This window comes from Aurantiacibacter marinus, from assembly GCF_001021555.1.
Taxonomy (GTDB): Bacteria; Pseudomonadota; Alphaproteobacteria; order Sphingomonadales; family Sphingomonadaceae; genus Alteraurantiacibacter; species Alteraurantiacibacter marinus.
In genome coordinates this window covers 1-13,069 of record NZ_LDCP01000001.1, presented here as the reverse complement: position 1 = coordinate 13,069, position 13,069 = coordinate 1, and the positions used below count along the sequence as shown (strand labels likewise).

The 13,069-nt window shown below is 59.6% G+C and carries 13 protein-coding genes; 12 read left to right on the top strand and 1 reads right to left on the bottom strand.

All coding sequences use genetic code 11. The features are described from left to right. The first annotated feature begins 66 nt into the window (after positions 1–66). The 8 genes from ccoN to ccoS are packed head-to-tail and all read left to right on the top strand — an operon-like array spanning position 67 to position 7,722. Positions 67–1,722, top strand: a complete 1,656-nt coding sequence (ccoN, locus tag AB731_RS00065; protein ID WP_047092935.1) for a cytochrome-c oxidase, cbb3-type subunit I — start codon at positions 67–69, stop codon at positions 1,720–1,722. 11 nt (positions 1,723–1,733) lie between these two features. Further along, complete coding sequence (ccoO, locus tag AB731_RS00060; protein WP_047092936.1) at positions 1,734–2,480, top strand: cytochrome-c oxidase, cbb3-type subunit II; 747 nt, start codon at positions 1,734–1,736, stop codon at positions 2,478–2,480. Beyond that, a complete protein-coding gene (locus tag AB731_RS00055) occupies positions 2,477–2,641 on the top strand; it encodes a CcoQ/FixQ family Cbb3-type cytochrome c oxidase assembly chaperone (RefSeq protein ID WP_047092937.1) in 165 nt (54 codons plus the stop codon). Before ccoO ends, AB731_RS00055 begins: the two co-directional genes overlap by 4 nt. Next, a complete protein-coding gene (gene ccoP / locus AB731_RS00050) occupies positions 2,631–3,557 on the top strand; it encodes a cytochrome-c oxidase, cbb3-type subunit III (protein ID WP_082126291.1) in 927 nt (308 codons plus the stop codon). Before AB731_RS00055 ends, ccoP begins: the two co-directional genes overlap by 11 nt. Further along, complete coding sequence (gene ccoG / locus AB731_RS00045; protein WP_047092939.1) at positions 3,544–5,010, top strand: cytochrome c oxidase accessory protein CcoG; 1,467 nt, start codon at positions 3,544–3,546, stop codon at positions 5,008–5,010. Before ccoP ends, ccoG begins: the two co-directional genes overlap by 14 nt. Continuing rightward, positions 5,007–5,450, top strand: a complete 444-nt coding sequence (locus AB731_RS00040; protein ID WP_047092940.1) for a FixH family protein — start codon at positions 5,007–5,009, stop codon at positions 5,448–5,450. Before ccoG ends, AB731_RS00040 begins: the two co-directional genes overlap by 4 nt. Next, positions 5,450–7,576: a heavy metal translocating P-type ATPase gene (locus AB731_RS00035; RefSeq protein WP_047092941.1), complete on the top strand. Its 2,127-nt coding sequence runs from the start codon at positions 5,450–5,452 to the stop codon at positions 7,574–7,576. The genes AB731_RS00040 and AB731_RS00035 overlap by 1 nt, the downstream gene beginning before the upstream one ends. Continuing rightward, positions 7,573–7,722 carry a cbb3-type cytochrome oxidase assembly protein CcoS gene (gene ccoS, locus AB731_RS00030; protein ID WP_047092942.1) on the top strand — a complete coding sequence of 50 codons (150 nt, stop codon included), beginning with the start codon at positions 7,573–7,575 and terminating at the stop codon, positions 7,720–7,722. The genes AB731_RS00035 and ccoS overlap by 4 nt, the downstream gene beginning before the upstream one ends. A 45-nt stretch (positions 7,723–7,767) precedes the next feature. Here the strand turns inward: ccoS and AB731_RS00025 are convergent, their stop codons facing one another. Continuing rightward, positions 7,768–9,453, bottom strand: a complete 1,686-nt coding sequence (locus AB731_RS00025) for a glycosyl hydrolase family 28-related protein (protein ID WP_047092943.1) — start codon at positions 9,451–9,453, stop codon at positions 7,768–7,770. Positions 9,454–9,647: 194 nt separating this feature from the next. Here AB731_RS00025 and AB731_RS00020 point away from each other — a divergent pair, with 194 nt between their 5' ends. The 4 genes from AB731_RS00020 to kduD all read left to right on the top strand — a co-directional run bounded on the left by AB731_RS00020 (position 9,648) and on the right by kduD (position 13,069). Further along, the gene (locus AB731_RS00020) at positions 9,648–10,418 is read left to right on the top strand and encodes a 2-keto-4-pentenoate hydratase (protein WP_047092944.1); all 771 of its coding nucleotides are present in this window, start codon (positions 9,648–9,650) and stop codon (positions 10,416–10,418) included. Between the two features lie 45 nt (positions 10,419–10,463). Continuing rightward, positions 10,464–11,486, top strand: a complete 1,023-nt coding sequence (locus AB731_RS00015) for a LacI family DNA-binding transcriptional regulator (protein ID WP_047092945.1) — start codon at positions 10,464–10,466, stop codon at positions 11,484–11,486. 142 nt (positions 11,487–11,628) lie between these two features. Further along, entirely contained in the window at positions 11,629–12,261 is a 633-nt protein-coding gene (locus tag AB731_RS00010; protein WP_047092946.1) for an RpiB/LacA/LacB family sugar-phosphate isomerase, read from the top strand. 34 nt (positions 12,262–12,295) lie between these two features. Further along, positions 12,296–13,069, top strand: a complete 774-nt coding sequence (gene kduD, locus AB731_RS00005; RefSeq protein WP_047094627.1) for a 2-dehydro-3-deoxy-D-gluconate 5-dehydrogenase KduD — start codon at positions 12,296–12,298, stop codon at positions 13,067–13,069.

Sequence of the window (13,069 nt, the reverse complement as noted above, 5' to 3'; positions counted from 1 at the left end):
TGGATCAATGTGGGCCACGGTGCCCCGACCTACTGCGAGCACAGGTTGGCAGGGAAATGAGAACTTATGGAAGCTGTACTAGGACGGGTTGGACTTTGGTTTTTAATCTTTTTTCTCGCCATCGCGGCGATTGCAGGCGCCAAAGATAGCGCCTTTGCCGCGCACGCCACAATCATCGCAATGCTCGCCTTCATCCTGCTGGTGGTGACTGCCGGACGGTTCGATCCGCTGGCAAAGGTGCAGGGTATTTTCCGGATTCCCACAGACACCACGCGGTATGACGATGATCCGGTGCGCTGGGGCGTTATCGCGACGATGTTCTGGGGCATGGTCGGAATGCTGGCAGGCGTGTTCATAGCCATCCAGCTGGCCTTTCCGGTCCTGAACGTTGAGCCCTATCTGAACTTTGGCCGAGTGCGCCCACTGCATACATCGGCTGTCATTTTTGCGTTCGGCGGCAACGCCTTGATCGCCACCAGTTTTTACGTGGTGCAGCGGACATGCCGCGCGCGGCTCGCCCTGCCGAATGTCGCGCGGTTTGTGTTCTGGGGCTATCAACTGTTCATCGTTCTGGCCGCCAGCGGCTACCTTATGGGGACCACCCAATCGCGCGAATATGCAGAACCGGAATGGTACGTCGATCTGTGGCTGACGATTGTCTGGGTGGCCTATGGCGCAGTGTTCATTGCGACGATACTGAAACGTAAGGAGCCGCATATCTATGTGGCGAACTGGTTCTACCTCGCTTTCATCATTACCGTGGCGATGCTGCATATCGTCAACAATCTGGCGATACCGGTCAGCTTCCTTGGATCGAAAAGCTACTCCGCTTTTGCCGGTGTGCAGGATGCGCTGACGCAGTGGTGGTACGGCCACAATGCCGTCGGCTTCTTCCTGACGGCGGGCTTTCTGGCGATGATGTATTACTTCGTGCCGAAGCAGGCAGAACGGCCGGTATATTCCTACCGCCTGTCCATCATCCACTTCTGGTCGCTGATCTTCCTGTATATCTGGGCCGGGCCGCATCACCTGCATTATACGGCACTGCCCGACTGGGCGCAGACGCTTGGCATGGTGTTTTCGATCATGCTGTGGATGCCCAGCTGGGGCGGCATGATCAACGGTCTCATGACGCTGAACGGCGCATGGGACAAGGTCCGCACCGATCCGATCATTCGCATGATGGTGATGGCGCTGGCGTTCTACGGGATGAGCACATTCGAAGGGCCGGTGCTGAGCATCAAGGCGGTCAACAGCCTGTCACATTACACTGACTGGACCATTGGCCATGTGCATTCCGGTGCGCTGGGCTGGAACGGACTGATCACCTTTGCCTGCGTCTATTACCTCGTGCCGCGTCTGTGGCGGCGGGAGCGGATGTATTCGCTCCGGATGATAAACTGGCACTTCTGGCTCGCCACCATCGGCATCGTTTTTTATGCAGCCAGCATGTGGGTGGCGGGCATTACCCAAGGCCTGATGTGGCGCGAATACGGCGCTGACGGTTATCTGGTGAACAGCTTTGTCGATACCGTCGCGGCGCTGCATCCAATGTATCTGATGCGCGCGTTCGGCGGCGGTCTGTACCTGCTGGGCGGGGCCATCATGACCTACAACGTCTGGATGACGATCGCGGGCCGCCTGCGTGAAGAAGCTCCGATGACGCAAACTCCGCATGACCCCGAGGCTGATCGCCCGGCTGTCCCCGCACTTGCGCAATAGGACCAGTGACGATGAACCTGACAACACAGCACAAGAAGATCGAACGCAACGTGACCCTGCTTTCGGTGGGAGCATTCGTGGCGGTGGCCATTGGCGGGATTGTGGAAATCGCGCCGCTTTTCTGGATTGAAAACACTATCGAGCAAGTTGACGGAATGCGGCCCTACACTCCGCTGGAACAGGCGGGCCGGGACATCTACGTGCGCGAGGGATGCTATTCCTGCCATAGCCAGATGATCCGCCCGTTTCGCGACGAAGTGGAGCGGTACGGCCATTACAGCCTTGCTGCCGAAAGCATGTATGACCATCCCTTCCAATGGGGTTCCAAGCGCACCGGACCTGATCTGGCGCGCGTCGGTGGCCGCTATTCCGATGAATGGCATGTCCAGCATCTGATCAATCCGCAAAGCGTGGTCCCGGAAAGCGTCATGCCGTCCTACAGCTTCCTGAGCGACACTCAGCTTGCGGCGGTTGATCCGGCGGCAGACCTGACCGCGCTGCGCCGGGTCGGTGTGCCCTATACCGATGCTGACATAGAAAACGCAGCGGCAGACCTTTTCGCGCAGGCTGACCCGAACGCCAGTCCTGGCAATTTGGCGGAGCGTTATCCCAAGGCCCAGATCCGCGATTTCGACGGCGATCCGGCGCGCGTGACGGAGATGGATGCACTCGTCGCCTATCTTCAGATGCTGGGCACGCTGGTGGATGTGAACAGCGTCACCGCGCAGGAAGAACTGGCGCAGGAGACCGGGCGATGAGCGTTTACGAAACCATGCGACATTTTGCCGACAGTTGGGGCCTCTTGGCGATGTTCATCATCTTCGTCGTGCTGTGCGCCTGGCCTTTCCGCCCCGGTGCGCGGAAGCGCAACCACGATGCTGCCACGCTGATTTTCAAGGACGACAATGATGGAGAATAAGCGCGTCGATGAACCGACCGGCACCGAAACTGTCGGGCATGAATGGGACGGGATCGAGGAACTTGATACGCCCATGCCGCGCTGGTGGTTGTGGACCTTCGGATTATGCGGGATCTTCGCCATCGTTTACGTGGTGCTGTATCCGGCATTACCGATGATCGAACGTGCAACCGCTGGCACATTGGGCTGGTCCAGCCGCGGACAGCTGGCGCAGGAAATGGACGCTGCCGATCAGGCGCGCACCACTTTCAATGAACAGCTGGCGCGGGTGCCCATCGAACGCCTGCCAGACGATAGCGCGCTGATGCAGCAGGCAGTAGCGGGCGGGCGCGCAGCGTTCCTTGTGAATTGCGTCCAGTGCCACGGCTCCGGCGCGGCGGGCAGCATGGCCAGCAGCAATCTTGCGAAAGGCTACCCGAATCTCAACGATGACGACTGGCTGTGGGGCGGTGATCTGAAAGCCATTGAATACACGCTGATCCACGGCATACGTCAGCAGGGCCATAATGAAACCCGCTTCAGCATGATGCCGGCATTCGAAGGGGTGCTGCAAGATGCAGAGGTTGACCGATTGGTCGATCACATCCTGTCGCTGACCGATCAGGCGCAGCCGTCCGCTGAAGGTGCCAGCCTGTTTGCGACGAATTGCGCATTTTGCCACGGAGCAGATGGTGGCGGTGACCGGACAATGGGCGCGCCCAATCTGGCGGATGCGATTTGGTTGTATGGGGGAACCCGTGCGGAGATAGAACGCCAGATACTCAGGCCCCGCAATGGCATGATGCCGCGTTGGGGAGAGCGGCTTGATCCGGTGACGATCAAGATGCTGGCGGCCTATGTCCACTCGCTTGGCGGCGGCGAAGACTTCGTGGAGGTCGCCGCAGACCCGGCGATTGAAGTCGATGAATCGTCCTGACCCTATTCGTCCGAACCCGGATGCCGAGGACGCACTTTTTGAAAAACGCACGCAGGTTCACCCGCAGCGTATCGACGGCAATTTCAGGCGGCTGAAATGGGCTGTTATGATCGTCACGCTGGCGATTTATTACATCACTCCGTGGCTGCGCTGGGACCGGGGGCCGTATGCGCCCGATCAGGCGGTGCTGGTCGATCTGGCGAACCGCCGGTTCTATATGTTCGGCATCGAAATCTGGCCGCATGAATTCTACTTCGTGGCGGGCCTGCTTATCATGGCTGGTATCGGCCTTTTTCTCGTAACCAGCGCTGTGGGCCGTGCGTGGTGCGGCTATGCCTGCCCGCAGACGGTCTGGACCGATCTGTTCCAGCATGTGGACCGCTTTGTGGACGGGGACCGCAACGCCCGCATGCGGCTTGACCGCGCACCATGGGGTGCTGGCAAAATCGCCCGGCGAGGCTCCAAATGGATGATCTATCTGGTCATCAGTTTCTGGACCGGCGGGGCATGGATCATGTATTTCGCCGATGCCCCCACGCTGACCGTGGATTTCTGGTCCGGCACGGCCGCGCCTGTCGCTTATATCACCGTTGCCATTCTGACGCTGACGACATTCGTTCTGGGCGGCTTCTTGCGCGAACAGGTGTGCATCTACATGTGCCCGTGGCCGCGCATCCAGTCTGCGATGCTCGATGAAAAATCACTACTGGTCACTTACAAGGACTGGCGCGGAGAGAAGCGCGGCAGTTTGAAAAAGGCGGCCAAGGCTCCGGAAGAATTCGGCGATTGCATCGATTGCAACCAATGTGTCGCGGTGTGCCCGACCGGCATCGATATCCGCGAAGGCCCGCAGATAGGCTGCATTACCTGCGCCTTGTGTATCGACGCCTGCAACCGCGTGATGGACGAAGTCGGGCGGCCTCGCGGGCTTATCGATTATGCCACGCTGGAGGATTGCGAGCGCGAAGCTGCCGGGGCAGCTCCCAAGCCTGTGTGGAAGACGCTGCTGCGCCCGCGCACGCTGGTTTATACCGGTATCTGGAGCGCAATCGGGCTAGCGATGCTGTTTGCACTCGGCACGCGGACACACACAGATCTGTCGGTAGCAGCTGATCGCAATCCGCCTTTCATGCTGATGAGTGACGGCTCTGTCCGCAATGCCTTCACCTTGAAAATCCGCAATATGGAAAGCCGCCCGCGCGATTTTACTCTAGCGCTGGACGGGCTTGATGATGCGCTGATGTGGACCGGCACGGTGCCCCGCGATCAGGCTGCACGCTCTCTCACAGTATCAGTCGATGCCGATCAGACGCGCGCTATCCGAGCCTATGTCGCCGCCGCACCAGGCACGCCTGCACAGGGTTTTGCCTTCCTGATCACATCGCAGGGCGAACAGGCAGAGACAGACCGCAGCGACGCGCGTTTCGTAACGCCAGAGGAGGCAGCGCAATGATGCAGCCATTCACCGGACGCCACATGGCGATTATCATGGTCTGCGGCTTTGGCGTCATCATCGCCGTCAATCTGTTCATGGCAACACTGGCGGTGGGAGGCTTCAGCGGGGTCGTGGTTAAAAATAGCTATGTCGCCAGCCAGCAATTCAACGGTTGGCTTGATGAAGCGCAGGCGCAAGAGGCGCTAGGCTGGATTGTTACCACTGGCCGGACGGCAGACGGATCGATTTCGGTTGCGACTGCCGAAGTCCCCGAAGGTGCCGTGCTGACGGGAAGAGCGCGGCGTCCGCTTGGTGATTCGGATATCACGGATATCGTCTTTACCGGCAATGTGGAAACTGGCTTTCGTTCCACGCTTCCGCTGCCGCCCGGACGCTGGCTTGTGCGGGTTGAAGTCGCTGCGGGCGAGGATCGATGGCGCAGTGAAAGCGAGCTGTAATGACTGAGCACTCACGTATCGAATTGGCCGATGCAGACCATCTGAGCGACCACCGCTTTACCGTTCCGGGAATGCGCTGCGCCGGGTGCATTTCCAAGATCGAACGCGAATTGCCCAAATTTGCCGGTATCGAAGCTGCGCGAGTGAATTTCTCGGCCAAGCGGGTTGCGGTCAGGCACGATCCTGCGCTTGGCGAAGATGCCATTTTGCGGGCTTTCGAAAAGCTGGGATTTGAAGCGCAACCAGCGGCGGATAATCCGCTGGGGCAGGACGATGCGGAATCGAAAAAGCTGGTGCGGGCCGTGGCGGTTGCAGGCTTTGGCATGATGAACATCATGCTGCTTTCGGTCAGCGTCTGGTCGGGTGCAACCGGCGTAACGCGGGAAATGTTCCATTGGCTGTCGGCCCTGATTGCGCTGCCCGTGATCGCCTATTCGGGCCGCCCGTTCTTCGCGTCTGCGCTGATGGCGCTGCGGTATGGCCGGACCAACATGGACGTGCCGATTTCCATCGGCGTCTTGCTGGCAACAGCGCTCAGCATATTTGAAACGGCAACGGGCGGGGAGCACGCCTATTTCGACGGCGCGGTCATGCTGTTGTTCTTCCTGCTGACGGGCCGCGCACTCGATGCTGCCATGCGGAACAAGGCGCGCTCTGGGATTTCGGCGCTCTTGTCTCATCTGGGACGCGGAGCCTCCGTCGTGAACCCGGATGGCACGACGCGCTGGATACGGGCGGAGGATCTGGAGCCGGACATGGTTATGGTGGTCGCTGCCGGGGAAGCGCTGGCCGCAGATGGCCGGATAATCAGCGGCACGACGACCATAGACAATTCCATGCTGACCGGAGAAAGCCGCCCGCAGCCTGCGGGTCCTGGCATGATTGTTTATGCAGGGGCGTCCAATCTGTCCGATCCCATCACAGTGGAATTGACGGCCACGCGGGATGATATGGCCATTGCCGAAATTGCGCGGCTGATGGACGAAGCAGGGCAATCGCGCTCGCGCTATGTCCGCATCGCAGACCGTGCCGCGCGGCTGTATGCGCCTGCGGTGCATTCGCTTGCATTGCTGGCATTTGCTGGCTGGATGATTGCCGGGGCCGGCTGGTACCAGTCGCTGACGATTGCCATTGCGGTCCTGATCATCACCTGCCCTTGCGCCCTGGGGCTGGCAGTTCCGGCGGCGCAAGTCGTGGCGTCCAATGCATTGCTGAAATGCGGATTACTGGTAAAAGACGGCAGCGCGCTGGAACGTCTGGCACAGGCCGATATCGTGTTGTTCGACAAGACCGGCACGCTCACACTGGGGCAGCCTAGGCCGATCAATCTTGATGAATTGGGGGCGGATGATCGCGGGATTGCCCTCGCGCTTGCGCAGGCAAGCCGCCACCCGCTCAGCAAAGGGCTCGCCGCCGCATTGCAGTCCGAAGGAGCCGCGCCCGCACATTTGGACCAGATCGCAGAAACTGCCGGGATCGGAGTTTCCGGCGAGTGGCGCGGGCTTCCGGTGGCCCTGCGCCGTGCCCCGTCAGGCAGCGACAATCCTGCCAGTGAACTGCTGGTGGGTGAGCGCCGTGTGCGCCTGGAATTTGCCGACCAGCTGCGCCCCGATGTCACAGAGACGCTGGCAAAGCTGGAAGAATTGGGCCTGTCCGGGCAAATCGTTTCGGGCGACCGTGAAGAAGTGGCCGCTTCGCTTGGACGCGACCTCGGTGTTCCGGCCATCGGTGCGATGCTACCGGGTGCAAAGCTTGAAAGGCTGGAGGCACTCAAGACACAAGGCCATTTTCCGCTGATGGTCGGGGACGGGCTGAATGATGGTCCCGCCTTGGCGGCGGCCCATGTTTCTATAGCACCGGGAAGTGCCAGTGATGTCAGCCAGCAAGCGGCAGACGCCGTGTTTGTAGGGGAAAGCCTGTTGCCGGTCGCCAAAGCTATTCGCACTGCGCGCCAGACTATGCGTATCGTGCGGCAGAACTTTGCCTTCGCCATCGGCTACAACGTGCTGGCAGTCCCGCTCGCGCTGGCCGGACTGGTTACGCCGCTTGTCGCAGCGATCGCCATGTCAGGCAGTTCAATCATAGTGGTGGCCAATTCGCTGCGTCTCGCGCGGTCGGCACGATGACCGGTCTGACCGTTCTCATACCGATAGCCCTGGGTATGGGCGGTATGGGATTGCTGGCCTTTTTCTGGACCATGAAATCGGGCCAGTATGACGACATGGACGGCGCGGCAAACCGCATCCTGATCGACGAGGAAGAAGACCGTTAAGCGGGCCGTTAAGCCGGTTGCAGCGGGCTCCGGCCGAACCTTTCCCTACCGCCTCCGGCTGAGCTGATAATCATACAGCGAAGGCACATTGATCTGCCGCGCATTCAGATCTTCGGTGTAGGGCGCAGGCGAATAATCAAGGTGGAGCGGGCGATTGCCATACAGGCCGATGACGCGCGCGTCGGGCCCGCCGGTGGGCTCCAGAATGCGCAAGGTCTGGCCTGGTGCAACGCCGCCCAGCGCGATAACCTGCAGGTTCCAGAAGGTGTTGAAACGGCCATGGCCCGGTGACCAGTAACCGGCCCCGCCAGCCCGGAACAGATCAAACGAAGGCACGCCCGCTTCTGTGACGCTGTCTGGACGCACATGTACGGTGATCTGGTCATACAGGTTCTGGTGATTGGCTCCGGCATGCTGATCGAGTGTGGGCTGTTCCCATCCGGTGGATCGCAGATAGACCGAACGGGTTGCCTGCGTGTTGAAGCTGAAGGTGTGAACCGTAGGGTTGGACACTTCGTTGCCCGTCACCAGCACATTGTGCACATTGCCGACATGGACAGAATAGTGCGCCGTATGGTCGCCGCCCGTCCGCACATTGGCGATGGTCACGTTTGCCAGATCGTCAGTCATCACGCCCGCATCGGCGTTTTCGATGCGCAGATTGCTCACCCAACCATTGTGTACACCGGTGAAATAGATCGCGTTGAAGCCGGATTCGTTATGGTGTCCAAAATCGGGGTTTTCAGGAAAGATAAAAGCGAGATCCTGGATGCCGACGTCGTTCAGATGATCCCATCGCGCGAAAGCGGCAGGCAATTCGTCAGAGATATCATGAAGCAGCGGATCGGCGATGGTCACACGGGTGCCGTCAATGGCCTCGATCCGGGTAGCTTGGCGGATCAGCGGGCGATCTGGCAACATCCAGTGCCGGTCACCGATAGGAAACCCGCTGCGATCTTCGCCGTAAAGCTCTGCAATCAATGGCCCGTTCTCGCCAGCGCGGTTGTGCCAGTGGATTTGCAGCACATCGCCCACAGACAATGCGGCGGCATCGGGAACTGTCAGTTGGTTCGTCGCCATCTGGCCGGACGCGATATCAGCCACTTCCACGATCGGGCGGTCATAACTTTGCAGATAAGTGGCATGGCGTCCGCCGGGGAAACGTGTCCAGACGAAGCCTGCGCTCCAGCTGTATTCGGAAAAGAGCACATCCAGATTGAGATGTGGCAGTCGTTCACGCTTGTTATATTCGACGAGGTATTCGCGCAGTTCATCCAGCGCGCCGCCATCATCGATCTGGTTGAGCGGGCGGGGCATGTACAGCTCTGTACCGTCTTCGCCGCTCCCCATTCCGGCCAGCACGATGCCGCTGCGCTCGATCCACAATATCTCTGTCAACTGGTAACGTCCTGCACCCAACTGGATGCGCACGGGGCCTTCCATGGCATGGGCTTCGGCCAATGCTGCCTGCAAGGCGGCGCTGTCGTCTCGCCCGTCGTCAGGCACGGCGCCGTAGTCGGCAACGTCGATGGCGCGCGTCACGTGCGGGATGGGGGCGAGGCCGTATTCGTATCCGGCGTAGGAAAAGTCGGGCAGGTACGGGGCGGATGCGTCTCCGGACAAAATATCCGGCATATCGGTCGCGACTTCTTGCGCCATTGCCTGCGCAGACGCAAAGGCAAGACTCGCGCTGCCGAAAAAGCTCATGAAAACCAATGACTTACGGTGCATTTCGATCTCTCTCCGACTTTCCTTTTCTCTGCTATTGACGGCATGTGCCACCGGTGTCAATTATCACACAGAGCGGTGCGACGGCTGCCGGGAGGGGAAGATGAGCAGCGCTGCATAGCGGTGGATTGTCTCCATCATCTCGCAACTTCGCAATATGAAGCTGAATTGACGGTTCGCAGAAAGGCGCAAACTGCATGTCTGATACTATTCCAACGGCCCTTCGCGAAATCTCGCAGCAATTGACTTCGGCAAGGGCGCAGGCGCGCGCGCTGCCAGGATTTCCGGACGGTCAGCCCGATACTCTGGAAGATGCCTACCGTGTGCAGGATATTTCTATCGCGGCGTGGGATGACGATGTCGTCGGTTGGAAAGTTGGCGGAGTACCGGCTTCCTATCAGGACCGCTTCAGCGACAAACGGCTGGTCGGTCCGGTATTTAGAAAACTGCTTCGGTACGAGGTCGCGGGCGAGCGCGTGCCGATGCCCGCATTCGCCGGTGGATTTGCCGCGATCGAACCCGAATTCATTTTCGAGCTGGGCGCTACGCCTGCGGAAGACCGCATGTATATTGGCGTGGAAATCGCCAGCAGTCCGGTGCCTTCGCTCAATGACTATGGCCCCACGGCTATCATTTGCGATTTCGGCAATCAGAACGGACTGCTCATCGGCCCCGAAGTGCCGGATTGGCAAAATCGCAGCGCGGATCTGCGCGTGACCGCAGAGATTGACGGCACTGTGGTGGGCGACAAGACGCTGACGGACTTTCCCAGGGATGCGCTGGCGGCGGTGGATTTCCTGCGGGAAGTTTCTGCCCGGCGCGGGTACAGCCTCCCGGCCGGGACGCTGGTGTCATCCGGTGCGATCACGGGTGTTCACGATGCCGAAGTTGGCGCACGCTCGCGGTTGGACTTTGGCGAATTGGGTGTGCTGGAGCTTGAACTGGTCCCGGCCACAGCGCAAATCTGAGGATAAAGCCTTGGCCCGGCGCCCATCTGACCATATGGCAGTGGGATGAAGGCAACGGGGAAACCGACGATCAACGATGTGGCGCGCGCAGCGGGCGTTTCCAAGAAGACGGTCAGCCGCGTCATCAACAAGTCGCCCCAGCTTAGCGAAAAGACGCGCAAGCAGGTTGAAAAGACGATCGCAGATCTGGGTTTTGTGCCCAATTTACAGGCTCGTGCCTTTGCCCTGCGGCGCAATTTCATAATCGCTGTCATTCATGACAACCCCAACGCACAGCTACTGGTGAACGTGCAGCAAGGCGTGCTGGAAGGTATTGCCGACACGGAATTCGGCTTGATGGTGCAGCCGGTGGACCGGACTTCACCAACGATTGCCGAAGACATTCGCGAATTTCTCGAACGGCAGCGGCCGTTTGGCGTTGTTTTGCTGCCACCGATTTCGGAACGTGATGATCTGGCAGAGTTGTGCCGCGAGGCCGGCTGCAGGTTCGTGCGCATGGGTTCGGTGAAGCTGGACGAAGCGGAGCATACCGTCACTTCCAACGACCGCGAGGCAGTGCGGGAGGCCGTGACCTATCTGATCGACAAGGGCCATAGCCGTATTGCCCTTATCGAAGGGCCGCCAGGCTTTACCTCGCCACGTGAACGCCGGGGCGGTTTCGAAGAAGCGATGGCGCAGGCCGGCATTGCGGTGGATGATGAATTGGTCAAGCCCGGCACCTATACGTTCGAATCCGGGGTCAATGCCGGCGAGGAACTGGTGCGCATGACCAAACCGCCGACCGCAATTTTCGCCTGTAATGATGAAATGGCGATCGGCGCAATGATCGCAGCGCGCCGCAACGGCCTGCTGATCCCCGAGGACATTTCCATCGTCGGCTTCGATGACACACCGCTATCCAGCCATGTGTGGCCCAATCTGACCACCGTGCATTGGCCAATCGTCGATATGGCGCGGGCCGCCGCAAAGAAGATTATCGGCCCGCCCGAACAAGCGGCAAGTGCGGAGTGGCTATTGCCCTCGACGCTGATGGAGCGCGGCTCTGTCGTGCCGCCAAAGGCAAAGTAACGTGAGCGGCCGTGAGGCTTCACAACATGCTTGCATCTGCAAATGACACCGGTTACCGATCGACTATGAACCTGACGGGCCGATTTCGGACCTCTGAAGCCGCGTCAAAAGCCAGCCCCAAAGCCAGTTAAAGAGAGAACCCATGAAGATTGCACTGATCAACGAGAACAGCCAGGCCGCGAAAAACGGCATCATCCACGATGCGCTGACTTCGGTTGTAGAACCGCTGGGCCATGAAGTTCACAATTACGGCATGTACTCGGCCGATGATGCAGCGCAGCTGACATATCCGATGGTCGGTATTCTTACCGGCATCCTGATCAATTCCGGCGCTGCCGATTTCGTGATTTCCGGTTGCGGCACCGGCAGCGGCTCCATGCTGGCGGCCAACGCGATGCCGGGCGTGTTCTGCGGATTGATTATCGACCCGACCGACGCGTTCCTGTTTGCACAGATCAACGATGGCAATGCTGTCGCCATGCCATACGCCAAGGGCTTCGGCTGGGCTGCGGAACTGAACCTGCAGGATTGCTACCGCAAGCTGTTCGAAGGCGAGAGCGGTGTTGGCTATCCCAAGGAACGCGCGGCGATCATGGCGAAGAACCGCACCGTTCTGGCAGATCTCAAGAAGGCAAGCTGCCACGATATGCTGTCTGTCCTGAAGAACGTCGATCAGGATTTGCTGAAGTCCGCGATTGCGGGCGAGAAGTTCGCAGACCTTTTCTACGCCAACTCGCAGGATGAAGAGATCAGCAGTTACCTGCGTGGCCTGTAAGGCGCGAGGCATTCCAATCACAAGAGGATAGTTCATGTCGGCCAGTGTTTTCGATCTTTCGGGCAAGGTAGCGCTTGTGACCGGTGCCAACACCGGCATCGGGCAGGGTATCGCCGTGGCGCTGGCCAAAGCCGGTGCAGATATTGTGCTGACGGCACGGCGTGATCCGGCAGAAACGCGGCAAATGGTAGAGGCAGAGGGCGTGCGCGCGCATGTCATCATGGCCGATCTTTCCTCTATCGAACCGTGCCAGCGCATTGTGGACGAGGCGGTAGAGACCTTTGGCAAGGTCGATATCCTTGTGAACAATGCCGGCATCATCCGCCGCGAAGATGCGCTCGATTTCTCGGAAGAGGATTGGGATGCGGTGATGGATGTGAACTTGAAAGTGCTGTTCTTCCTCAGCCAGGCTGTGGCCCGCCACATGGTGGGCTGGGCGAGCCAGGACGGGCCGCGCGGGAAAATCATCAACATCGCCTCCATGCTGACCTTCCAGGGCGGCATTCGGGTGCCCAGCTACACCGCCAGCAAAAGCGGCGTGGGCGGTCTGACAAAGCTGATGGCGAATGAGTGGGCGACCAAGGGCATCAATGCGAACGCGATTGCTCCGGGCTATATCGCGACCAACAATACAACCGCCTTGCAGGCAGACGAAAACCGCAACCGCCAGATCCTGGAGCGTATTCCGGAAGGGCGCTGGGGCGATCCGGCAGATATTGGCGGCGCAGCAGTGTTCCTTGCCAGTAGCGCAGCAGATTATGTGCAGGGCCATATCCTTGCCGTCGATGGCGGATGGCTGGCGCGGTAA